Source organism: Janthinobacterium sp. B9-8 (assembly GCF_000969645.2).
In the GTDB taxonomy this organism is placed as follows: Bacteria; Pseudomonadota; Gammaproteobacteria; order Burkholderiales; family Chitinibacteraceae; genus Iodobacter.
In genome coordinates this window covers 343,904-366,999 of the sequence record NZ_CP014222.1, presented here as the reverse complement: position 1 = coordinate 366,999, position 23,096 = coordinate 343,904, and the positions used below count along the sequence as shown (strand labels likewise).

Annotated in this window: 22 protein-coding genes; 9 read left to right on the top strand and 13 right to left on the bottom strand. The window is 49.1% G+C overall.

Translation table 11 applies throughout. The features are described 5' to 3' along the window. The first annotated feature begins 20 nt into the window (after positions 1–20). Positions 21–332 (top strand): VOC family protein, encoded by a 312-nt coding sequence (locus VN23_RS01535; protein WP_442905444.1) that lies wholly within the window; start codon positions 21–23, stop codon positions 330–332. Between the two features lie 160 nt (positions 333–492). Here the strand turns inward: VN23_RS01535 and VN23_RS01530 are convergent, their stop codons facing one another. From VN23_RS01530 to gmk, 9 genes are all read right to left on the bottom strand, one after another. Beyond that, complete coding sequence (locus VN23_RS01530) at positions 493–816, bottom strand: hypothetical protein (protein WP_046351080.1); 324 nt, start codon at positions 814–816, stop codon at positions 493–495. Then, positions 813–2,171 (bottom strand): flagella assembly protein FlgT middle domain-containing protein, encoded by a 1,359-nt coding sequence (locus VN23_RS01525; protein WP_046351079.1) that lies wholly within the window; start codon positions 2,169–2,171, stop codon positions 813–815. Before VN23_RS01525 ends, VN23_RS01530 begins: the two co-directional genes overlap by 4 nt. After that, positions 2,172–2,585 carry an LPP20 family lipoprotein gene (locus tag VN23_RS01520; protein WP_052746493.1) on the bottom strand — a complete coding sequence of 138 codons (414 nt, stop codon included), beginning with the start codon at positions 2,583–2,585 and terminating at the stop codon, positions 2,172–2,174. 466 nt (positions 2,586–3,051) lie between these two features. Continuing rightward, positions 3,052–3,753, bottom strand: a complete 702-nt coding sequence (gene trmB / locus VN23_RS01515; RefSeq protein WP_046351078.1) for a tRNA (guanosine(46)-N7)-methyltransferase TrmB — start codon at positions 3,751–3,753, stop codon at positions 3,052–3,054. A 200-nt stretch (positions 3,754–3,953) separates the two neighbouring features. After that, positions 3,954–4,742 (bottom strand): thiazole synthase, encoded by a 789-nt coding sequence (locus tag VN23_RS01510; protein WP_046351077.1) that lies wholly within the window; start codon positions 4,740–4,742, stop codon positions 3,954–3,956. A 67-nt stretch (positions 4,743–4,809) separates the two neighbouring features. Beyond that, positions 4,810–5,010 carry a sulfur carrier protein ThiS gene (gene thiS, locus VN23_RS01505; RefSeq protein ID WP_046351076.1) on the bottom strand — a complete coding sequence of 67 codons (201 nt, stop codon included), beginning with the start codon at positions 5,008–5,010 and terminating at the stop codon, positions 4,810–4,812. A gap of 41 nt (positions 5,011–5,051) precedes the next feature. After that, positions 5,052–7,241 (bottom strand): RelA/SpoT family protein, encoded by a 2,190-nt coding sequence (locus VN23_RS01500; RefSeq protein ID WP_052746491.1) that lies wholly within the window; start codon positions 7,239–7,241, stop codon positions 5,052–5,054. A gap of 56 nt (positions 7,242–7,297) precedes the next feature. After that, positions 7,298–7,504, bottom strand: a complete 207-nt coding sequence (gene rpoZ / locus VN23_RS01495) for a DNA-directed RNA polymerase subunit omega (RefSeq protein WP_046351075.1) — start codon at positions 7,502–7,504, stop codon at positions 7,298–7,300. Positions 7,505–7,688: 184 nt separating this feature from the next. Continuing rightward, positions 7,689–8,306, bottom strand: coding sequence for a guanylate kinase (gene gmk, locus VN23_RS01490; RefSeq protein WP_046351074.1), 618 nt, complete (start codon positions 8,304–8,306; stop codon positions 7,689–7,691). A 298-nt stretch (positions 8,307–8,604) separates the two neighbouring features. Here gmk and VN23_RS01485 point away from each other — a divergent pair, with 298 nt between their 5' ends. From VN23_RS01485 to VN23_RS01450, 8 genes are all read left to right on the top strand, one after another. Next, on the top strand, positions 8,605–10,038 hold the full coding sequence (locus VN23_RS01485; RefSeq protein WP_046351073.1) for an efflux transporter outer membrane subunit: 1,434 nt from the start codon (positions 8,605–8,607) through the stop codon (positions 10,036–10,038). 243 nt (positions 10,039–10,281) lie between these two features. After that, the gene (locus VN23_RS01480) at positions 10,282–11,385 is read left to right on the top strand and encodes an efflux RND transporter periplasmic adaptor subunit (protein WP_046351072.1); all 1,104 of its coding nucleotides are present in this window, start codon (positions 10,282–10,284) and stop codon (positions 11,383–11,385) included. Positions 11,386–11,481: 96 nt separating this feature from the next. Continuing rightward, entirely contained in the window at positions 11,482–14,553 is a 3,072-nt protein-coding gene (locus VN23_RS01475) for an efflux RND transporter permease subunit (protein ID WP_046351071.1), read from the top strand. 184 nt (positions 14,554–14,737) lie between these two features. Continuing rightward, a complete protein-coding gene (locus VN23_RS01470; RefSeq protein WP_046351070.1) occupies positions 14,738–15,319 on the top strand; it encodes a flavodoxin family protein in 582 nt (193 codons plus the stop codon). Continuing rightward, positions 15,316–15,570, top strand: a complete 255-nt coding sequence (locus tag VN23_RS01465) for a hypothetical protein (protein WP_046351069.1) — start codon at positions 15,316–15,318, stop codon at positions 15,568–15,570. Before VN23_RS01470 ends, VN23_RS01465 begins: the two co-directional genes overlap by 4 nt. Beyond that, positions 15,563–16,114: a GNAT family N-acetyltransferase gene (locus VN23_RS01460; RefSeq protein ID WP_231743325.1), complete on the top strand. Its 552-nt coding sequence runs from the start codon at positions 15,563–15,565 to the stop codon at positions 16,112–16,114. The genes VN23_RS01465 and VN23_RS01460 overlap by 8 nt, the downstream gene beginning before the upstream one ends. A gap of 2 nt (positions 16,115–16,116) precedes the next feature. Further along, positions 16,117–16,977: a polymorphic toxin-type HINT domain-containing protein gene (locus VN23_RS01455; protein WP_046351067.1), complete on the top strand. Its 861-nt coding sequence runs from the start codon at positions 16,117–16,119 to the stop codon at positions 16,975–16,977. Positions 16,978–17,214: 237 nt separating this feature from the next. Beyond that, entirely contained in the window at positions 17,215–17,820 is a 606-nt protein-coding gene (locus VN23_RS01450) for a GNAT family N-acetyltransferase (RefSeq protein ID WP_052746490.1), read from the top strand. Here VN23_RS01450 and VN23_RS01445 read toward each other — a convergent pair. The 4 genes from VN23_RS01445 to hutX form a co-directional block, all read right to left on the bottom strand. Next, a complete protein-coding gene (locus tag VN23_RS01445; protein WP_156455095.1) occupies positions 17,742–20,300 on the bottom strand; it encodes a bifunctional diguanylate cyclase/phosphodiesterase in 2,559 nt (852 codons plus the stop codon). The two genes, VN23_RS01450 and VN23_RS01445, sit on opposite strands and share 79 nt — an antisense overlap. A gap of 606 nt (positions 20,301–20,906) precedes the next feature. Then, positions 20,907–21,680, bottom strand: coding sequence for a ChaN family lipoprotein (locus tag VN23_RS01440; RefSeq protein WP_046351065.1), 774 nt, complete (start codon positions 21,678–21,680; stop codon positions 20,907–20,909). A gap of 94 nt (positions 21,681–21,774) precedes the next feature. Then, positions 21,775–22,413 carry an NAD(P)-dependent oxidoreductase gene (locus VN23_RS01435; protein WP_046351064.1) on the bottom strand — a complete coding sequence of 213 codons (639 nt, stop codon included), beginning with the start codon at positions 22,411–22,413 and terminating at the stop codon, positions 21,775–21,777. Between the two features lie 96 nt (positions 22,414–22,509). Then, positions 22,510–23,016, bottom strand: a complete 507-nt coding sequence (gene hutX / locus VN23_RS01430; RefSeq protein ID WP_046351063.1) for a heme utilization cystosolic carrier protein HutX — start codon at positions 23,014–23,016, stop codon at positions 22,510–22,512. Positions 23,017–23,096 lie beyond the last annotated feature (80 nt).

Below are 23,096 nucleotides of genomic sequence, written 5' to 3'. Positions count from 1 at the left end.
CCATACGCTTTTATCAGAAAATGGGATTTACGCTGATCGTAGAATCAGGGCACTACGCAAGGTTTGAGTGCCCGCAAGGAGAAGCGACTTTTTCAATTCATCAAGCCGAACAAGCTGCAACAAACAGTGGCAGCGTTATTTATTTTGAACATCAGGATCTTGATAGCAAGGTTTGCCAATTACAAAAACTCGGCCTTGTTTTTTTCCAGGAGCCTAGAGACGAGCCTTGGCTATGGCGAGAAGCAAGATTGCATGATCCAAGTGGAAATACAATTTGCCTGTATTGGGCTGGGGAAAATAGAAAAAACCCACCTTGGCGAGTCAAAGCTTAGCCTTAAGCAAGTGATGTTACGCAGCGAAACCCAAGTCTTGAACCACGGGCTCACAGGGAACACGGCGTTTCACGGAGAAAAACAAGGTTTGAATTAAGTTGTTTTATAAGATTTTAAGTATTTTAAAACTCATCAGTTAAGTAGCAACCTAAGTCGCTACTTAAGGAAAGCTATACAAGCGCCAGCGCAGCTCGGTTTCTTGTGCGGGGCTTAATTTAGACTCTGATTGCAGCATGCCTTGCCCTCCTGAAACAGCAGGGCGAGACAACATCGTGGCGGGCAAGGTTTGCACATGGGGCTGAGGCCGTGCCACGACCATGGGGTTTGCCGATGACCCTTTACCATGCGTGGGTGCTGCATGCGTTACTTTTGCATGACTAGCACCCGGCTTACGCACATACCGGCTGGAGCTATAACTGGAGGCTTCAACACTCGTTATCATCAGCATTAAACTCGCCACCATTGCAATACGCAGGGTGTTCATCGTGATTCCTTCATACTAAAACGCACGTAATCGCCCACTTCAGGACGGATACTGCCGCTTTCTAAAATAGCAATAGCAAACAAAGGCTGCACCTGGGTAATCGTCACCGCACTCAGCAGCGCTTCAGGCGTACCTAGCGACATGCTGCTATCGCCATTCACAGCGGGCACCAGCTGATTAGAGCCACTGACCCGAAACAACTGCAGTTTATCGCCTTTGGTAATTCTTGCCGTACTCCCTGCATCAATAAAAATGCGATCTTTATCCACCCGGCTGATTCTTGCGGCAAATGCCTGACAAGCCAAAGCCTGATCAACGCCTGCCGCCATCTGCTCTAACTGCTGCTCAACCATTTTGCCAAAATCAGTTTCATAAAAACGGCGGGAGCCAAAGATATAATCCCGCCCCTGTATCACATCGCCTGTTGCCGAATCAGCAAAACGCTGCTGCTTTAACAACGCACCACTGGCGCCGTCAAACACATACACATCCGCCTCAAAACGCCGTGAAGACGGCTTGATTTTCAATCCCAGCTCGGCCACAGCAGGCATCCAGCCATTAAGCTTGAGCATAGGAATGCTAGCGCTTATTTTTCGCTCACCGCTGCGAATATCGCTGCCCCAGGCCAGACCATACTCCTCGCCATAAGCGCCAATATCCCGAATTACCCCGCCCACCACAAACTGCGTACCGTAGCGACGGGCTAATTCACGGACTCGCTCTGGCTGCAAAACTGGATCATAAAAACCGGGTTGTAAATTAAACGCTGCCTCATTCACCGTGCGTTGTGGCAGATAATGATCTGATGCCGATAACATCCGGCTTAGCTCTTGCTGCAAACCATCCTGGAAATGTGAGAGATCATTGGCGTCCGCTGGATTTTGCAGCTGGAAATGCGCCAGCAATAATTTTTTGCGATAAGCAAAATCAGATTGCGGACATTCACGAACAGGTGCTGGTTTGGCTAAAACACCCTGTGCAGCAGCTGCAACAGGCGTTGCAAGCGTAGCGGCCGGAGCAGAGGCCGCCATTTTCTCAGCAGGAACAGGATCTAGCTTAGGATCTGTTTCTATCATCACATGATAAAAACTTCCCTCCCGCCATTCACGTAATAATTTATACCGATCTAAAATCTGAACAGGAAACACACGCTGCAGCTCGCTTACACGGCCATTTTCAACCGAGCTGCTTGCTTCAACTTTGGCCCCGTTCCATAAAGAAGCCTGCATCAACGCATCTTGAATGGCTTCTTGTCTGGCCATAGGAATACCGCCCACGCCAATCGCAGACAAGCCTTCAATCTCTGCTGCATAGCAATTAAACGCCAGCAACAAAAGCGCACAGGCTTTGATCAATTAACGACCCCGCATAGCAAAGAAATTGTGATTAGACGATTCATTAGCCAGCTTAGACATATCCAGCTCTAGCACTGTCTCGTAAGCGCCTTCGGGCAAGGCATTCATCGAAACCACCCGCGCACCGCGTAAATACGCATCTACATAAATACGGAAGCTATCATTTTGCACCGATAGAGCCGCCACCGTACTATTACCCGCCAATCTAAAACCTTGCACCGTTTCGGCCAGTGCACGATAAGCATCGAGCTTTGAAGCGCGCATCGACATCAAGCGGCGCTGAGCCCCTGACAAGCCCTCAATCTGCGGTGGTGCACCATAACCAGCGGCAGTCACTACGCCTTCTTCTGCGTAAGAAGTAGCCACGCAAGCTAGTAAAGTCGCAAGCGACACCAGAGTGTGTTTGATCCGCATTTTATACCGCCTTATCTTTAGAGCTGAATTTACTTTAGCATAATGGCCGCCCTGCATAATCTGACGAAAGAGCAGGCCCATCACTGCGTTATCGGCAAGAATCAGGAAAAATAAAGCTATTTTCTGCGAAATAAACCATTAAGCGTAGAAAAAGCGGAAATGTAGGGGGTAGCTTTTGTGTTATCAAATTAATCATGTAGGGCGGGTGAAACCCGCGAACCATGCTGAAAAATACGCGGGTTTCACCCGCCCTACGATGATTCCATGCTTGTCATTGTGCAGCAGTTTAGGGTGTACAACGACGAAGTCGTTGCTACGGCAAGGCGGTGCGCAAGAAAAACGACTTGCACACCCTATAAAAATCAAACCCAATCCTGTTAAGTTGACAGGATTGGGGCGAAGCCCACCTTTAGTATTTCATATGCATAAAGCGGGTTTCACCCAACCGACAAATGATTAAACCTCATTAAATCTTACGGAACACCAAGTCCCAAACACCATGGCCTAGCTTGATACCACGGTTTTCAAACTTTGTGAGCGGGCGGTAATCTGGGCGCTCGGCGTAGGTTTCTGCGGTGTTTTTTAAGCTAGGTTCGTTGGACAAGACTTCCAACATTTGAATGGCGTAGTCTTCCCAATCAGTCGCCAAATGTACATAGCCGCCGCTTTTAATCCGTGAACACAGCTGCTTGACTAGATCAGGCTGAATCAAACGGCGCTTATTATGGCGTTTTTTATGCCAAGGATCAGGGAAGAAAATATGCGCGCCATCGAGGGAATCTGCTGCGAGCATTTTATCCAGCACTTCTACCGCATCGTGTTGCACGATGCGTACATTTTGTAAGCCTTGCTCGCCCAATAATTTAAGCAAGCTGCCTACACCTGGCGTATGCACTTCTACACCAAGGTAATCGGTTTCTGGTTTATTCGTGGCAATCTCAGCGGTTGGGCCGCCCATGCCAAAACCAATTTCCAGAATCTTAGGACCAGATCGGCCAAATGCAGCGGTCAGATCAAGTAACTCAGGCTGATATTTAATGCAAAATTTTTCGCCAAACTCAGCAATTGCCCGCTCCTGGCCTGAGGATAAATGGCCTTGGCGCAGCACAAAGCTGCGAATACGGCGCATATAATTTGGGTGTTCCATTTCTCGATTCCTTGCAAACAAAAACGCCGCATCGCGCGGCGCATATTAAATATTTTAAACACTAATTGTGGGAAACCAAAGATCTGCAGACACAGAGGCCTCAGAGAACACAGAGCGCGGGGAGAAAGGCAGGTGAGTACAAATTTAATACCATTACCCCTGCTTTGTATGCTCTGTGCTCTTCCTATCTTTGTGTCTACAGTCCTTTTTAAAGCACATTCTTACTTCGCTGCAATCAAGCCCGATACCGGTGAGCTTGGGTCTGCGGTGTAGAGTTTTCTTGGGATACGCCCTGCTAAAAATGCATCGCGCCCAGCCATTACCGCCAGCTTCATCGCCCGCGCCATCAGTACCGGATTTTTTGCCCCTGCAATGGCGGTGTTCATTAAAATGCCGTCGCAGCCTAATTCCATCGCAATCGCCGCGTCGGACGCCGTGCCTACGCCGGCATCAACCAGCACCGGCACCTTGGCCGATTCAATAATCAGGCGCAGATTCCATGGGTTTAAAATCCCCATACCCGAGCCAATCAAAGAAGCCAAAGGCATGATGGCGCAGCAGCCGATGTCTTCCAGCTCTTTAGCGACAATCGGGTCATCCGATGTATAAACCATCACATCGAAGCCTTCTTTGACCAGCGTTTCCGCGGCAATCAGCGTTTCGCGCACATTAGGATAAAGCGTATTGGCATCCCCAAGTACTTCGAGTTTTACCAGCTTATGTCCATCGAGTAATTCACGCGCTAAACGTAAGGTACGCACGGCATCGGTGGCGTTATAGCAGCCTGCGGTATTTGGCAAATAAGTAAATTGCGACGGCGGTAAATACTCAAGCAAAGACGGCTGGCTGGCATCCTGACCAATATTTACCCTGCGAATTGCCACGGTAATAATTTCTGCACCAGAGGCATCCACCGCAGCACGCGTTTCTTGAAAATCTTTATATTTACCGGTGCCAACAATCAATCTTGATTGGTAAGCCTTACCCGCAATTTGAAATTGATCCGACATAGACACCTCTTATAAATGAAGACAATACCGAGCTGCACAAGCGCTAACCCGAGCTACAAAATAATAATCAGCCCCCGCCTACTGCCACAACCATTTCTAAAATATCACCTTCACTTAGAAAAGTAGCGCCATGTTGGCTTTTAGGAACGATTTCGCCATTTTGCTCGATAGCAATTCGTTTACCTTTGAGTTCAAGCAAATCAATTAGATCAAGCAGGGAAAGGGGGGCCACAAATTCGCGGGCTTCGCCATTAATTGAGATTTTCATGATGTAGTTCAGTAAATAAAAAGAAATATGGCCCTGCAGTCTTATGAACGCATTCTTTGAATGCGATAGGCCGAAGGCAATTGACGCAGGTTTTTCATCACCTTGGCCAAATGCGTGCGATTGCTTACCTGTAAGGTAAATTGAATCTGCATGTAGCGCTCAGAGAAGCCTTCCGGCTCTTGCGTCGCCACCGCCGTGATATTGGCATCGGCCTCTGCAATTGCCGTAGCAATCGCAGCCAAAGTGCCTCTATCGTTTTGCGCCAGAATACGCACGGGCACATCAAATAGGCGATTTACATCGGCATCCCATTCCACATCAATTAGCTTTTCGCTATCAATGCGGCCATGGGCAATTTGTGGGCAATCGTGGGTATGAATCACCAAACCCTGATCTTTTTTAACGAAACCTAAAATAGGGTCGCCCGGAATAGGGTTACAACATCGCGCACATTGAATCGCCATGCCTTCACTACCGCGCACAGCCACGGCGGCGGCTTTACGCCCACCAACTAATTCTTCTTGCCAATTACCCGCTAATTGCAATAAACGCTTAGCCACAACCATAGCCAGCCGTTTACCGAGGCCTAATTCGGCTTTCACCACTTCGCGGGATTTCTCGCCATTTTCTTTTAAATAGCGCTCCCACACATCGTCGCTCACCTGCTGTAAAGGCTGATTTAAACTGGCAAAACCCTGAGCCAATAAACGATCACCTAATAATACAGATTCTTCAAAGCGCAGGCTTTTTAGGAAATGACGAATATGCGAGCGCGCCTTGCCAGTGGTCACAAACGTCAGCCAAGATGGGTTTGGGCGTGCGTGCACGGCAGAAACGATTTCTACCTGATCGCCATTTTTTAAGCGGGTGCGTAATGGCACTAATTCATGATTAATTTTTGCGGCAATACAGCTATCGCCAATATCCGAATGCACGGCATAGGCAAAATCAACGCAACAGGAACCGGCTGGCATATTAAAAATTTTGCCCTTAGGCGTAAAGACATACACCTGATCGGGGAATAAATCGACTTTAATATGCTCTAAAAACTCAACCGCATCGCCCGATTCGGTTTGCATTTCTAATAAAGATTGCAGCCATTGATGAGTTTTTTTCTGCACATCAGAAAAACCTTCATCGCCGCTTTTATACATCCAGTGGCTGGCCACACCCGCATCGGCAATACGATGCATATCGCCCGAACGAATTTGAATTTCAATCGGCGTGCCATAGGGGCCAAATAGCGTGGTGTGCAGGCTTTGATAGCCATTGGCCTTGGGAATCGCAATATAATCTTTAAACTTGCCAGGAATTGGCTTAAATAATGCGTGCAATGCGCCCAGCGTGAGATAGCTGGTAGGTACGTCTTTTACAATTACTCTAAAGGCATAGATATCGAGCACTTCGGAAAAACTGAGTTGTTTTTCCTGCATTTTACGATAAATGCTATAGAGGTTTTTTTCACGGCCTGTCACGCTGGCTTCAATTTTAGCCGCAGCGAGTTTATCTTTAATTGAATCTAATATCCTACCCACCACTTCGCGGCGATTACCACGGGCAGCTTTTAATGCTTTGGATAAAACACCATAGCGATTAGGGTGCAGATATTTAAATGCCAGATCGTCTAATTCCTGATAAGCGCTATTAAGGCCAATTCGATTAGCAATTGGCGCGTAGATTTCCATTGTTTCGCGAGCAATTCGCTTTTGCTTATCCGCTCGCATCGCATCCATGGTGCGCATATTGTGCAAACGATCAGCCAGCTTAATCAGCATCACGCGTAAATCACGCGCCATCGCCAAGAGCATTTTGCGAAAATTCTCGGCCTGTGCTTCTTCTTTACTTTGAAACTCTAGCTTGTCGATTTTGCTCATGCCATCGACCAGCTCGGCAACTGTTTTACCAAACTTTTCTGTCAACTCAAGTTTAGTAACACCGCTGTCTTCCATCACATCGTGCAGCAAAGCGCCTGCTAGCGCCTGAGCGTCGAGCTTCCATTGGGTAAGAATGGTGGCCACGGCAAGAGGATGGGAAATATAAGGCTCGCCAGAGCGGCGAACTTGGCCTCGGTGCGAGGCATCAGCAAAGCAAAAGGCAGCCGCTAAAAACTGCCGGTCTTCCAGCTTTAAATAAGAGGTATTCAGGGAAAGAAAGCGATTTGCATCGGCGAACACTTCCGGGGCGGTACTCGCCAACTCGGGTAAATCAATATCAGCCAGTAGCATTTCCATAATCGAGCCCACAATAAAACAGGCCCAGCAAGCTGCTGGGCCGGATAAGCTTAAGCTTAAGAACGCTTAATCAAGATGTCGCGGCTAACCAAACCTGCAGCAACTTCACGCAGTGCAAGTACAGTTGGCTTTTCACGGCCATTGTGCTCGATCTGTGGAGTAGAACCGTTGGCAATTTGGCGAGCGCGATAAGCTGCTGCTAAGGTCAAATCAAAACGATTTTCGATGCGGTTAAGGCAGTCGTCTACGGTAACTCGAGCCATGGCGTTGTCCCTGGAAATAATATGGATGATGCGCACAAGGTGCGACTAACCCTCGATTCTAGCAGAAAACAGGGTAGGCCGTCAGCCAATCGACGAATCCATCTTGGTAAAAGTGAAACAGCCCGAACCACTAGCAAAAAAACCGCTGAGTAAACGACCATAAAAACAGCGTAAAAGAGCGAGATTAAGCCGATTTCAGGCCGCTGATTAAAGCTTGATGGCGCGTGCTTTGGCGATGCAGCTTCAGGCGCTCGGCTCTTACCGCGCTCACAATATCACGCACCGCTTCATCAATATGCTCATTCACGATTACATAATCGAACTCTTCAACATGGCTAATTTCTTCTTTAGCCACCGCCATGCGGCGCTCGATCACTTCATCGCTGTCTTTGCCGCGGTTTTTTAAACGCTGCTCTAAAACTTCAACCGAAGGCGGCAAAATAAACAGGCCAATCGCTTCAGGAAACAGACGGCGAACTTGCGCCGCGCCCTGCCAGTCGATTTCTAAAAGAATATCGCGGCCGGTATCGATGGCCGTATTAATCCATGTTTGTGAAGTGCCGTAGTAATTGCCGTAAACCTCAGCGTGCTCCAGAAAATCACCGTTATGGATCATTTGCTCAAACACTTCGCGGCTTACAAAATGATAATCCTTCCCGTCTACTTCACCAGGGCGTGCTGCACGGGTGGTGAAAGACACTGAAAGCTGTACATTTTGGTCTGCGGCAAGAAGCGCTGCGACCAAGGTGGTTTTCCCCGCACCTGAAGGCGCAGTCACCACAAAAAGATTACCTTTTGCCATCGAACAAATCCTGTAATAAAACTACGCGAAGATTAGCATTAGACGCCAGATCAGGCGAGCGCTTGCCGCATATAAATTCACCATCCAAGGCGATGAAGCTGATTCGCCCACATGATTAAAACATAAAGTGCTTAGATCACACGCAATAATATTTCTTAACCAGTAAGAATAAAAATATAAAGCGTAAAATTCAAACCGTTGTTGCCTGACATTAGCGACTCATTTAGCATACGCTCTGCATAAATCGTGCCCAAAAAATATAGTCTTCAACCGCCTATCATGCTGCCTGAGGTTTTGTATGTTGCCTGCATTACTACACCCGACCATCAAGCAACTACATTGGATCGCCTGCCTCTCGCTACTGACTGGCTGCGCGGTAAACATTCCCAAGCCTTCACCGCAGGATTTAGCGCCCGCCTCTACAGAATGGAGCGGCTCCATCCCCAACTCTGCCCAAGTATCAGTACAGAATAGCTGGGCCAGCTGGCAAGATAAAAACCTAAATACTTTACTTGATCACACCTTGGCCAGTCACCCTAGTATGGCGCAGGCCAAGGCCAAAATCACCGAAGCACGTGCAGAAGCAGCAGCCATAGGCGCACATCTCTGGCCCAATGTGAGCGCCACGGCTGGCTATAGCCGCAGTATGAATACGCTGCCCATTGCTGAATCAGCCAAAAACCTGGCCAATGCGGGCCTGGATGCACGCTGGGAAATCGATCTTTGGGGTGGTATCGCGGCGGCCAAGCAGGGTGTGTACGCCAATCTGAGCAACAATGAAAACGCTTACGAGCTAGCCGCTGCCAGCCTTGCCGCAGAAGTCGCCAATACCTTAACCGGCTACCGCGCCTGCAAGGGGCAGGAAGCCCTAGCCAGCCAAGTACTGCAATCACAAACCCTAAGTGCAAAATTAATGCGTAGCAAGCTTGATGTAGGCCTTGCCAGTATTGTGGATGCCGCCAAGAGTGATCACGAGCAAGCAGAAGCCCGCTTTCAGGCCAGCGACATTGCCACCCAATGTGGCGTTACGCTCAAAGCTTTGGTGGCATTAACAGGGATGAAAGAAAACACCCTTAAAACCATGCTCGCACCAGAAGCAGGCTTGATGCCGAACCGCCCTGCGCTTTCGATCAAAAGCATCCCTGCCGAAGTCCTCGCCGATCGACCCGATATAAAAAGCGCTGCTTTTTTACTAGAAACAACCGCAGCAGAAGTCGCCGTGAAAGAAGTCGCCCGCTACCCATCAGCCTCTTTGCTTGGCACGATTTGTGTGGGCTGCCAGCTCAGCGATGGAGTTAATTTAGACAGCCGCAACTGGTCATTTGGTATCAATTTTACGATCCCGATTTTTAATGCGGGGGAACTCAGCGCCAAGCAAGATGCCGCCATGGCCCGCTACCAGCAAGCCATCCATAGCTATCAGCAGCAGGCTCGGCTAGCCGTGCGCGAAATCGAAGAAAACATGCTGCGCCTAGACGACAGTCAGCGCCGCACGCTAGAGCTGGAACGCCAGCTTAGCCTTGCCCGCGTACAGCTCAAAGCCAGCCAGGCGCTTTACAAAGTGGGCAGCGCCAGCCAGCTGCAAACAGCAGAAATAGAGCGCTATGAGCTAGCCGCCCAAAACCGCCTGCTCATCTTGCAAAGAGAACAAAGCGCCAACTGGATTGCACTCTATAAAGCCCTCGGTGGAAAAGCACCGAATATTGAAAAACAAGAGCAAAAAGATCTGTAGACACAAAGAGAACACAAAGCACGCAGATGTCGTAGGGTGTGCAAATGTTTTTCTTGCGCACCGCCTCTTGGTGCGTAACGACTTTGTCGTTGCGCACCCTACGAAATAACGACTCGAGCTATGACATCAAGAATCGTAGAACGTACTCGAAACGCAGCGTGCAATGCAAAGCACCGTTCAGCTAAGCGCTTACGCTAAACACCAAATACATCAGCATGCCCCCAATCAATTGGAGCTGTACCCATGCGTATCCTTAAGCAACATCCCAAGCTGACTGCGATCTGCGCCTGCCTTTTGCTCTGCGGCGTGATCGTGTTGGTGGCCACACCCAAAAGCGTTGCCAAGGCCACTGAAGCGGCAAGACCCGCGATGACGGTCACGGTAATTTCGCCAGCCAAGCAAACATGGCCAGTGGTGATCAACGCCAATGGCAATATCGAAGCGTGGCAGGAGTCCTTGATTGGTGCGGAAATTGGCGGCTATGCACTGGCCGAGGTGCAAGCGCAAATCGGCGATGTGGTGAAACGCGGCCAGGTATTGGCACAATTTTCCAGCGACACGCTCAAGATTGAGTTGGCCCAGCAGCAAGCCGCATTGGCAGAATCAGAAGCAGCATGGAACGAGGCCTCAGACAATGCCGAGCGCATTCGCAAGCTCGATAGCAATGGCGCGCTCAGCGGCCAGCAAATCAAACAATCTGTTTTACAAGAACAAGCCGCTGCTGCGCGCCTGCAAGCCGCCAAAGCCCGCCTTGCCGCGCAGCAATTACGCATTAAGCAAAGCCAAGTGATTGCCCCCGATAATGGGGTAATTTCAGCCCGTAGCGCCACCGTGGGCGCGGTTGTACAGCCGGGGCAAGAGCTGTTTAGATTAGTCCGGCAAAGCCGTCTAGAATGGCGCGCCGAAGTCAGCGCCCTTGATGCCGCGCGAATCAAAAGCGGCCAGCAAGTCAGCGTCACCCTGCCCAATGGCCAATCGGTAAATGGCAAAGTACGCAAAGCCGCTCCCACCGTCGACGCCCGCACACGCAATTTGCTGGTATATGTGGATTTGCAAAACACCTCGCTCGAAACCGCCAAGCCCGGCATGTTTGCCAAAGGCGCATTACAAACCGGCCAAGGCGATGTGCTCACCCTACCGGGCAATAGCATCGTCATGCGTGATGGCTTTGCCTATGTGTTTGTGCTGGGCACGGGCAATAAAGTCAAAATGCAGCGCGTCACATTAGGCAGGCAAGATACCCAGAACGTAGCCGTAAACGGCATCGGCCAGGATGCCAAAATCATCGCCAGCGGCGCAGGATTTTTAGCCGATGGCGATGTGGTGAAAGTGGTGGCTGCTAAATAAGAAAACGTAGGGCGGATGAAACCCGCCGGACTTTGCCATGGAATGATAGGAAAACGGCGGGTTTCACCCGCCCTACAAAGCCCTTAAGGATAAGTAATGAATTTTTCTGCTTGGTCGATCAGAAACCCCATCCCGGCCATTATGTTATTTGTCTTGCTGTCTCTGGCCGGTGTGCTGTCTTTCCAGAGTATGAAGGTGCAAGACTTCCCTGATATTGAGCTGCCGATGGTGACGGTAACGGCCATTCAGCCTGGGGCTGCACCAGCCCAGCTGGAAAGCGAAGTCGCCAGAAAGCTTGAAAACTCAGTATCCGCCTTGCAGGGGGTGAAGCACGTTTACAGCAAGATTCAAGACGGTAGCGTGATGCTGACGGTTGAATTTGTGCTGGAAAAACCCGTCAACGAAGCGGTAGACGATGTACGCAATGCCATCAGCGGCGTGCGGGGTGATCTGCCTAGCGATCTGAAAGACCCCGTGATTGGCAAGGTGGAATTCTCGGGTGTGCCATTTTTAGTCTTTACTGTGGCATCCAATACCTTAGGGGAAGAAGCTCTTTCCTGGCTGGTGGATAATAAAATCAGCAAGGAAGTTCGCGCAGTTTCTGGCGTAGGTAAGTTTGCCCGTGTGGGCGGGATTAGCCGAGAAGTACGCGTAGAAATCGACCCAGCACGCCTCGCCGCCTTAGGGGTGAGCGCTGCCGATGTTTCCCGTAGCCTCGCGCAAACCCAGCGTGATTCATCGGGGGGGCGCAGTGATTTAATCGGTAGCGAGCAAGCCATTCGCACCATCTCTACCGTACAAAGTGCAGGCGAGCTAGGCCAGATGACGCTGCCACTGAACGATGGTCGCAGCATTCGCCTTGATCAAGTGGCCACCATTACCGACACCACAGCCGAGCGCCGCTCGATTGCCCTCTTGGATGGCAAGCCGGTGGTGGGCTTTGAAATCAGCCGTTCGCGCGGCGCAAGTGAAATCGAAGTTGCCGCAGGCATCCACACTGCGCTGGAAAAAATCAAGGCGGCCAACGCGGGGCTCACCATCACCGCAGCCTATGACATGGCCGAGCCCGTGCAAGAATCTTTTGATGGATCGATGACCCTGCTATGGGAAGGTGCCCTGCTCGCGGTGCTGGTGGTGTGGTGGTTTTTACGCGATTGGCGCGCCACCTTAGTTTCTGCCGCCGCCTTGCCGCTGTCTATCTTGCCGGCATTTATTGGCATGGCTTATTTAGGATTCAGCTTAAATACTGTCACGCTGCTTTCCTTGGCCCTTGTGGTAGGGATTTTGGTCGATGACGCGATTGTAGAAATTGAAAACATCGTCCGCCATTTACGCATGGGCAAATCGCCTTATCAGGCTGCGATGGAAGCCGCGGATGAGATTGGCCTTGCAGTCGTTGCTACCACCTTTGCCCTGATTGCCGTGTTTTTGCCTACCGCGTTTATGGCCGGGATTCCAGGTAAATTCTTTAAGCAATTTGGCTGGACAGCGGCGCTGGCCGTGATGGCTTCCCTGATTGTGGCCCGTTTACTCACGCCGATGATGGCGGCTTATATTCTAAAACCCATCACGCATGAACATAAAGAAGGCCGCATTATGCTGGCCTACTTAAAACTGGCGCACTGGTGTCTGGAGCATCGCAAGCTCACCGCCTTGTTCTCGCTGCTGTTTTTTATTGGCTCGCTGATGCTGGTGCCGCTGCTGCCTACCGGCTTTATTCCGCCAGATGACCGCTCGCAAACGCTGGTCAAAATTGAATTGCCGCCCGGTACTACGCTGGAAGAAACCAGCAGCGTGGCGGAACGTGCTCGCCTCTTGCTAGCTAGCGAAAAATCAGTGACGCGCGTCTATACCGCCATTGGCGGCGGGGGTGCGGGAGCAGATCCGATGGCAGCAGGCGGCGTCACCGAGGTGAACAAGGCCAACCTCACCCTTACCTTAAGCGAGCGCACGGCCCGTGATAAGAAAATAGAAATCGAATCACGTTTACGTGACTTACTCAAAGATATTCCAGGTGTGCGTGTGAGCGTAGGCCTTGGCGGATCAGGGGAAAAATTCCAGCTCATTTTAAGAGGGGACGACCCGGCCACCTTGGTCGCTACGGCGCAGAATGTGGAACGCGATATGCGCACCTTGCAAGGCGTGGGAGCCGTTACCTCAAGCGCAAGTCTGGTGCGGCCCGAAGTCACCATCCGCCCCGATCTGGCCCGCGCGGCCGATTTAGGCGTCAGCATTGCCAGTATCTCGGACACAACCCGTATCTCTACCGTCGGCGATTTTGATACCTCCGTCGCCAAGCTGAATCTGCCCGAGCGGCAAATCCCCATCGTGGTACGCCTGCCCGACAGCACGCGCAAAGATTTGGAGCAAATCAAGCAACTTAAAGTGCTTGGTAAAAATGGCGACGTAATGCTTGGCGAAGTGGCCAGCGTAGCGTTATCTTCAGGCCCTAGCCAGATTGATCGCTACGACAGAGCCAGAAATGTGATTTTTGATATCGAGCTCAATGGCCGCTCGCTTGGCGAAGTCAGTGCTGAAGTCGATCAATTACCTAGCCTGCTGCAATTGCCTAAGGGCGTGGAGCGCGCTGCCTTTGGTGATGCAGAAGAGATGAAAAAACTCTTTGCCAGCTTTGGTATCGCCATGCTGACCGGCGTGTTGTGCATTTACATGGTGCTGGTGCTGCTGTTTAAAGACTTTATGCAGCCCGTCACCATTCTGGCCGCCTTACCTTTATCCATTGGTGGTGCATTTTTGGCACTGCTCATTGCCCAAAGCTCATTCTCTATGCCTACGCTAATCGGCCTGATTATGCTCATGGGCATCGCCACCAAAAACTCCATTTTGCTGGTCGAATACGCCATTGTTGCCCGTCGGGATGGCATGAGCCGCTTTGACGCGCTAATGGACGCCGGCCTAAAACGCGCCCGCCCCATCGTGATGACCACCATCGCCATGGGCGCAGGCATGTTGCCCATTGCACTGGGTATCGGCATCGACCCCAGCTTTAGATCACCGATGGCGATTGCCGTGATCGGCGGGCTGATCACCTCCACCCTGCTCAGTCTTTTAGTCGTGCCGGTGGTGTTTACCTTTGTGGATGATTTTGTGCAGTGGCTTAGCAAGCATAGGAAGGGCAAGGTAGGAGCGAGCTCGGCAGAAAGCTAAGTCCTGCCTTGTTAAGGAGCTAAACCTTGAACCACAGAGTAAAACGAGGACACAGAGGTCACAGAGAAAACCATTAAATCTATCATTTCCTGGGTGAAACTCTGTGCTCTCTGTGTTCTCTGTGGTCCGAGATTTTGCCCACTTAGCGTCAGCCGTAACTCTAGCAAATCACAGGCGCAAACTCATGCCATCCATCGTCATCATTTACCACTCAGCAAGCGGCACCACTGCTCAATTGGCCGAAGCCATTTTTGCCGGTGCTCAGGAGCTAGCCACGCCATCGATTTACCGCATCAGCGGGGCAGAAATCATTGCTGGGCGTTTTATTGACGAAGCGATCTGGGCGCAGCTCGACCAAGCAGATGCGATTATCTTTGGCAGCCCAACCTATATGGGTGGGCCTTCGGCGCAATTTAAAGCGTTTGCGGATGCATCGGGGGAGCGTTGGAGCCAGCGCACTTGGGCAAATAAAATCGCCGCCGGCTTTACCATTGGCAGTAATTTAAACGGTGATCAGTTTAATACCCTGCTCTCTTTTAGCGTACTCGCCGCCCAGCACGGCATGCTCTGGTGTGGCTTAGATATTCCAGGCGGCTATGATGAGCAAGGCCGTAATCGACTGGGCACGCAGCTAGGCGTAGCGGCACAAAGCAGCGACGGGCAAGTTAACTCCATCGATTTAATAACGGCACATTATTTGGGCAAGCGTGTCGCACAAATTGCTCTGAAAATGAGCAACACATCAATCACCAAGGACACCCCATGAAATACATCGCCCTGCGCGTTCGCACCGCCATGCTGGTTCATGGCTATACGGCTGAGAATCAAGAAATCGTCGAAGAATTCCATGACGAGCCATTCTTCGAAAAACTAATCGCCATCGAGCGAATTCAATCTGTTACCGAAAAATATCTGCTGGTCAGCTCATCGCATGGCCGGGTGATGTATTGGGAATATGAAGGCGATCTGGATTCGATTGCGCAAAGGCTGAATGCGGCGGGATTGCTCATTGCCTGATCGTACTCACTTCCCCTTCCCCCTCATTCAAACACCGCGCTTAGCCCTAAGAGAGCTTGTTGCAGACGATGCAGCCGCGATCTTTGCCATTCATGGTGATGCAGAAGCCATGCGCTGGTTTGGCTGTGATGTCATGCCCAATCTAGCAGCAGCAAGCCAGTTGATCGATATTTTTACCCACTGGCGCACCATGCCCAACCCCGGCACGCGCTGGGGAATTGAATATCAGGGGCAAATCGTTGGCAGTTGCGGACTATTTAAATGGGATAAAAATGGCAAACATTGCCATATCGGCTACGAGCTAGCGCAGGGCCATTGGGGGCAAGGTTTAATGCGCGAAGCTTTGCTGGCGATCATTGCTTGGGGCTTTGAGCATATGGTGCTTAATCGCATTCAGGCTCAGGTGCATCCGCAAAATATCGCGTCGATTAAATCTCTAGAATCGCTTGGTTTTGTGCAAGAAGGCTGCTTTAAGGAAGCAGGATTCTGGCATGGGCAGCATCACGATTTATTGCAATATGCGCTACTGAAAAGAGATTGGTAAGCATGAGAGCGCTTAGCACCACCAATCTGATTTTAGAACCGCAAACGGCCGGCCATGCCGATGTAATGTTTGCCACTCATAGTGATACAGATGCCATGCACAAAGAAATTGAATATCAGAAGCCGCTTACCGGTCGTTGCGGGCTATTTAATTGGCATAAAAAAGGCAAGCATTTCCCAAAGCAAGTGGGTGGCTGCTTTATTGCCGGGACACTGGTGCATACCGATCAGGGGCTGAAACCCATTGAAAAAATCCGGATTGGCGATCGCGTGTTATCGCAGCCGGAAGGTGGCGGTGAGCGGGTCTGCAAACAAGTTGTCAATACTTTCACTTACGACGACAAAGAAATCTGGGTCGTTAAATATACGCTGGCGGCAGAAGATCATTTGAAACGCGATCAGCCGATCCACCATTTGTATGCCACGGCGAACCACCCATTCTGGGTGGATGGCGAAGGATGGACTGCGGCGGAAGAATTGAGTGCAGATCAGCAATTGCAGTTGGCTGATGGGGGTGTCGCCATCGTGCAGCAAGTGTGGCCGGTTTGGCGCACACCAGTGGCAGGTATGGGCTGGGTGCGAACTGATATTCTGGGCATGCCAGACAACGAGAGTGAAGCGCATATTGTCACTTTCGACGCAGGCAGTGATCTCTGGGCATATCCATATCGTTGTGAGCGTGACGTTGCTGTACCCTATTCCTACCCTGGAGATTTTGATTGCAAGGTTTTTGACCATAAAGCAATGCTGTCCATTATTTATGACGAAGGGGATCGCGCATTTAAATCTCGCGTTTACAATCTGGAAGTAGAAGATTGCCACACCTATTATGTTGGTCAGCAAGGCGTTTGGGTTAGCAATTGAATGACTAAGGACTAGAGAGATTGCATGCGGGGCAGTACGTCAAAATTTCCGATGAAACAAATTGCAATATGCCCTGTTAAAAAAGGTATTTCCAAAAATATCGCTCGAAATAAATCCCTAACAACTGATCAACGCAAAACCGTCATCCACTAGTGTTTTTATCGGGGGTCCAGCAGCGTAACTGGATTCCCGCCAAAGGCACACGGAAATGACGATGTTTTGTAGCAGAAAATCAATATGAACCAAGTCCAAAGCGTGCGAACACTCAATACGTCGGATCTTATTTTAGAGCCACAAACTGCCGACCATGCGGCTGCGATGTTTGTAGTACTGAGTGATCCGGCCATTTATGAATTTGAAAACGCGCCACCCATTTCTGCAGATTGGCTGCACGCCCGCTTTAGCAGGCTAGAAGCCAGAGCTTGCCCCTATGAATCGGAGCAATGGTTTAATTGGGTTATCAGGCGATCGGCGTCCCAGCAACTAGCCGGCTATGTACAAGCCACCATCACCGATCAGCACGCCCTGATTGCTTATGAATTATCCAGTCAGCATTGGGGCAAGGGCATTGCGCGGGAAGCGGTCAGCTGTGTATTGCAAGAATTAGCCCAGTACTACAACATCACTCAATATTTTGCTGTTTTAAAACAAAGCAATTTTCGCTCTAAAAAGCTACTAGATAGGCTGGGCTTTGTGCAGGCATCTGCGACTGAATTACTGATGCTAAACTCCGAAGCCGATGAAAACGCCATGTCTCGCAAGACTTATGAAAGCGGCCCGGATGGGGCTGATCCACACCACACTTCTGGCCATTCTTCCAAAGGCGCAGGACGCCCAAAGTAATAGCCTTGGGCACGCTGGCAGCCCAGCTCATGCAGCCTTCGCGCCTGCTCTAGTGTTTCTACCCCTTCAGCCACCAGAGGCACATCAAAACCACCAGCCAGACGAATAATGGCTGAAACAATGGCTTCGCTCTTATGATTATCTAAAAAACGGCTCACAAATGATTGATCGATCTTTAAACAATCAAAAGCAAACTGATGCAAATAAGACATCGATGAATAGCCCGTACCAAAATCATCAATCGCAATGGATACGCCGAGTAATCTAATCCGGCTAATTAATGTAGCAATCACATTGCTGTCTTCAATCAGAATAGATTCAGTAATTTCTAAAGTCAGATTATGCGGAGATAAAGAAAACTCCTGCAAAATGGCTTCCAGCTTTTGATAAAAATCAGACTGAATCAACTGCCGCACCGAGACATTCACATGCACATCAAAATCACTTGCCCAGCCATTTTTTAAGCGCTCGGCAATTTGGCGGCATGATTCGCGCAGCACCCAATGCCCTATCGGTAAAATCAGGCCGGATTCTTCTGCCAAAGGGATAAACACGCCGGGGGCAACCAAGCCACGCTGGCCGCTTTGCCAGCGCACCAGTGCTTCTGCACCAATCACCTTACTATCGCTTAACCTAACAACCGGCTGAAAATATACTCTAAATTCATTTTTCTCTATGGCGGCATTCAGCTCGGCGATTAAATGAATTTTCTGAGTTGATTGCTCGGCCATACTGCCCTGAAATACCTCATAAGAAATCGGGCCCTTATCTTTTGCTTTACTTAAAGCCATACTGGCATTTCTTAAATTATCAATTAACTCAATATGATTAAAGCTTGCACAGACCACACCCAGACTGCCCGTAATTAAAACTTCATCATATTGCAAATGAAAAGACTGAGAAAAACTATCCAGATATTTATTAATCAGATCATCCAGACAAACCACATTAAAATCGACAGGCACACAAATTACAAATTCAGTTTCTGCTACTCTGGCAAATAAAGCTTGCTGCGGCAAATGCTGTTTTAAGTTGTTTACAATCGCACACAGTAGTTCCTCTCCCTGCTCATAACCAATACTATCGTGAATACTGCGATAATTATCCAAGCCAATTAAGAACAAAGCATCCCAGCACATCTCGGGTGATTTTTTAACAATCTCCAGCATTTCTTCCAGCAAACCCTCTCTGCTGAGTAAGCCGGTAATATGATCATGCCGGATACGATAATTCAATTGCTCAAACGAGCATGACAATGCATTAGACATTTCATCAAAAGCATTAGCCAGTAATTTAGTTTCTTTTAGCTGTAAACCACCGGCAATTGCAGGTTGCCACTCCTGTTTTGCCAGTAATTTAGCAGTTTCAGCAGCCAGCAAAATGGGCTTTGTGATACTAGCAATGATTTTCCACGCCACTAAAGCGGCAAATAAACCGATACTCAGCACAATTAACAGCGTAACCAGCATATCTTTTTTTAAGGTACCTAATAAATCACGCTCTGGAATCAGGATAACAACACGCCAATTTAGTCCATTATTATCCGCTACAGGAGAAACACGGCCATATATTTTTTCACCCTTCAGATCAAATTCAAAATCTTCAATGTTCTTTTCAAACAACAGCGTTGCACTTTTTTTAATCATGTCATTCGCACTATCTACAGGCTTTAATAATTTTGCACTTTCCTGAGTTGGCAATACTAATAAAGGAGCGCGTGGCAATCGTGCTTCAATGCTAGAGTGAGAAATTAATTCATTATTATCTCCCACTATATAAATAGCGCCATTACCCAGATTTGGGCTTGCTCTTAGATAGCCATCAAAATTATCCAGCTTGATATCACTGGCCACTACGCCAATAAAATTCATTGCACGATCATAAAGCGGACTACTAAAAGAAACCGTAATACCTTGCACTGCATCATAATCTTGATAAGCAGCCGTCCACGCTGGTTTTTTACTTTTAGCGACAGGTGCATACCAAGGCCTGGGTCTTGGATCATAATGAGAAAATTGATTTAAGATGGGATCAGAAGATTGCAAACCTTTATAAAAATTTAAATAAGAATTAGTTCGCTTATCTTTAAGCAGCAAAGAAAACTGGTTTGTTAAAATTTCCCGGCTAATCGCAATATATTCACCGTGCACAGAGCCAAAAGAAATCAAACTCAGTTGTTTTTGATCAGGAAAAACCTCAGCTAGAATATGGGCAAAGGGCACTTCAAACTGCGATAAATCCTTATCTAAAGGGGAGTATTGCTCGCTCATCAACACGGCCACCATCCGGTTAGCAAGTGCTGGCGCACGCAGAAAAACATTTAAATCGCTACGCACCGCAGCCACTTCAGCAGAAATGACTTTACGGCTTAAATCTTTAAGTATTTTGGATTGATTGCGCATTTGCAAAGTGATAATCGCACCCAGCGTTAGCACCAGCATAATGATAAAAGTGGCAGTAACTGCAAACTGAAGCGACACGCGCCCGCGCGATCTCAATTTTTCTAATTCCAAAACATGCCTCAACTTTTTAAGAATTTCACTGCGCAACTAAAAAAACAATCAAACCAAGATAAAAAGGAGGAGGTACTCTAAAACGAGCAGGCCTTAAGCCTTCTGGCACAGCGTGCAGTTGATCATTCCATGCGCTTTAAATAGCTTACAAAAAGCAGGCTATAGCTTCAGTTGGCCTTATATTGAGCAGTGTTTGATCCGGCTAATAAACAGATTTAAATCGCTTTTCTATCTGATTAAGCAGGGTATATTACTAAATTCTAATGTGCATGACTACCAGCGATACAAAATCAGCCACTTATGCATGGCTATTACATTACTCTGCATTGTTATCTAACACTAAATCGTAGCCCTAAAATTTATCTTATACAACTTAGCCCTTCTTATTATGCACATAAAAATGTCGTAATAGAGTTGCGGCTCTAGTACGACATTTTTAAACAATCATCACTTTATTTTAAAAAACAAAACGAAACACACAGATCAATTTCTATTTACTACCGCAATCCCTAATGGCAAAAAATCTATTCCATAAACTGAGAAAACAGATATTTTTGAAAAATAAAATCCAAGTTACAAGCCAGCACAAGGATCGGTTCTTTTTATCGCATCAATCAGCTGTTCCTGATCAAATGCCCCCTGCTTACTGCCTTCAACAAAGCCCATTGATAAGGAATTGGGCAACCAGACCGGCACGCCCATATCGCGGCGCACATGGCCATTGCCAGCCAGCAGCACCACGCCCCGTGCCTGATAAGGCTTCATCACCTTGGCCATCACCGCATCCCGGGCGATTTGGGCCAGCGCCATGCCATCGAGTAAGTTTTCCGGCAGCTTATTGCAATGCCCCACGCGCACTTCTTCACGCTGGGCGGCGAGCAAACCAGCCGGCAAGGGCTGAGTAAGACCCAGCTCTTCTGCATTGGCGAGCGCAGCAAGGCCAGATTTCACGACTTTGGATGCGTCTTGACGCGATAAATTGGCTGCAACAATAGGTAAATCATAACGCATGGCCAGCTCGATTACGGGCCTGTAAAGTGGCCAATCCCAACGCTTACCACCCATTTTCTGGATTAAATAGTCAGGATTATTCGGCTGCTCCAAACGCGCCTGATCTAAATCTGCCTGGCGCTCAACATCAAACTGCTCCATAGCAATCGCCGGGCGCCAGCCTGCTTTCACGGCTTTTTCTAAAGCCTGAAAGCGGGCCTGATGTCCCAAGGCATTATCGTGCACTTCGCCCATAAGAACATAAGATTTACCCGCAAAAGGCGCATTGACCGGGCTATTGGCACAGGCACTTAAAACTAGCGCAGCACAGAGGGCGGGGAGGATTTTTTTATACATAGAGCCTTAGCAAATGAATGAGTGATGATAAAACAGCGAATTTCAATGTAGGGTGGCATGTATTTATGCCCACGCGACTGTACTTAAACAGATATCAGGCAGGATCTACCGGCCCCAGAATGGTCCACGCTTTATGAAGGCGTTCATCTTCGGCAAAGATTTCCAGCATGGCGCTAGCAACGTCTGCTCTTGGCAGATAATTGCCCGCATCGTCGCGACCTGCCAGCACCCGATATTGGCCAGTGGCGGGCTGATGGCTTAAGCCAGCTGGCCTTGCAATCATCCAAGCTAAAGTGCTTTGCTCTAAGCGCTGCTCGGCCTGATTTTTAGCTTTAATCGCCTCGCCCAACATGCGCTGGGCCCCTTCCGCTAAAGAATCCCATTGATCGCCACAGCCTAAGGAGGTGCCAAGTAAAAACCGTGTTTGGGGCGCAGCCTCTTCTAAGGCCTCGATCACATTTAAATTGCCTAGGGCATCAATCCGCTGCCCTGCTGCATTTTTACCGCCCAAAACACTGATCACCCGTTTTGCACCCGCCTGTTTGATGGTGGCCATGCAGTCATCCACGCTAAAAGCATCCCCCGTGATCAAAGAAACACCTAGCTCACTTAAAGCGGCAGTGTCGCTCTCGGCTCTCACCATGGCGGCCACCTTCTCGCCGCGCAAAATGCAGGCTTTCGCAAGACAAAGCCCCAGCCCGCGGCTGGCACCAAAAATCAATACATCATGCATCTCTTGTGTGGCCTTTAAAAATAGTAAATAACAATCATTTAAACATTACAGCATTCCCTCAACGGCTTGTAGCCCAAATAATGCGCATCATGCTTTTTAGCCATCGACAGTTGTATCCATCGCAAAAAATCGATGCAGTGCTTCAAGCTGGCTGGCGGAGATTTCACCTTTGCTATCCCTGCCTAAAAACACCTTAAACATCACGCCACCCTCATGATTAGTAAACAGTACAGAAGCCGTGGCGCGGCCCATAAAGGGACGCTCGATCGCGTAAATGGCCCCGCAGTGGCTTACCCTTAAATGCCCATGCAAGCCCGTTGGCCCCGGCAAATTAAAAAACCCGTGGCTTAGCTCACCTGCAGGAATCGGCCCTGTGAATTCCATAATTACATCGCTGCTATGCATAATCACCGTCACATCGCCCCAGCTAGCCATTTCCAGCAATAGCTCGGCCATTTTTTCACCGGCAATACACTGCCACATCGCAGCGGGAAGACATTCAATCACCTCATTCATAGGCAGCGCTGCGGCAGTGGCTAAGCCTTCCAGCACCACACCAGGATTTTTACTAAGACGTTCACGTAAGGATTGAGTGTTGTTCATGTTTTTTTCCACAAAGTTAACTTACAAAGCATTTTTTCCGTGCCTTCGGCACATTACCTTTTGGTGCGGGAGCCCCCGCA

Coding starts and splice junctions, on each gene's coding strand:
- rpoZ (WP_046351075.1), bottom strand. CDS start 7,504: ATGGCTCGAGTTACCGTAGACGACTGCCTTAACCGCATCGAAAATCGT.
- VN23_RS01500 (WP_052746491.1), bottom strand. CDS start 7,241: ATGGAAATGCTACTGGCTGATATTGATTTACCCGAGTTGGCGAGTACC.
- thiS (WP_046351076.1), bottom strand. CDS start 5,010: ATGAAAATCTCAATTAATGGCGAAGCCCGCGAATTTGTGGCCCCCCTT.
- VN23_RS01435 (WP_046351064.1), bottom strand. CDS start 22,413: ATGCATGATGTATTGATTTTTGGTGCCAGCCGCGGGCTGGGGCTTTGT.
- VN23_RS01510 (WP_046351077.1), bottom strand. CDS start 4,742: ATGTCGGATCAATTTCAAATTGCGGGTAAGGCTTACCAATCAAGATTG.
- VN23_RS01470 (WP_046351070.1), top strand. CDS start 14,738: ATGCCATCCATCGTCATCATTTACCACTCAGCAAGCGGCACCACTGCT.
- VN23_RS01530 (WP_046351080.1), bottom strand. CDS start 816: ATGAACACCCTGCGTATTGCAATGGTGGCGAGTTTAATGCTGATGATA.
- VN23_RS01465 (WP_046351069.1), top strand. CDS start 15,316: ATGAAATACATCGCCCTGCGCGTTCGCACCGCCATGCTGGTTCATGGC.
- VN23_RS01475 (WP_046351071.1), top strand. CDS start 11,482: ATGAATTTTTCTGCTTGGTCGATCAGAAACCCCATCCCGGCCATTATG.
- VN23_RS01535 (WP_442905444.1), top strand. CDS start 21: ATGGGATTTACGCTGATCGTAGAATCAGGGCACTACGCAAGGTTTGAG.
- hutX (WP_046351063.1), bottom strand. CDS start 23,016: ATGAACAACACTCAATCCTTACGTGAACGTCTTAGTAAAAATCCTGGT.
- VN23_RS01485 (WP_046351073.1), top strand. CDS start 8,605: ATGTTGCCTGCATTACTACACCCGACCATCAAGCAACTACATTGGATC.
- VN23_RS01440 (WP_046351065.1), bottom strand. CDS start 21,680: ATGTATAAAAAAATCCTCCCCGCCCTCTGTGCTGCGCTAGTTTTAAGT.
- VN23_RS01450 (WP_052746490.1), top strand. CDS start 17,215: ATGAACCAAGTCCAAAGCGTGCGAACACTCAATACGTCGGATCTTATT.
- VN23_RS01455 (WP_046351067.1), top strand. CDS start 16,117: ATGAGAGCGCTTAGCACCACCAATCTGATTTTAGAACCGCAAACGGCC.
- VN23_RS01520 (WP_052746493.1), bottom strand. CDS start 2,585: ATGCGGATCAAACACACTCTGGTGTCGCTTGCGACTTTACTAGCTTGC.
- gmk (WP_046351074.1), bottom strand. CDS start 8,306: ATGGCAAAAGGTAATCTTTTTGTGGTGACTGCGCCTTCAGGTGCGGGG.
- VN23_RS01480 (WP_046351072.1), top strand. CDS start 10,282: ATGCGTATCCTTAAGCAACATCCCAAGCTGACTGCGATCTGCGCCTGC.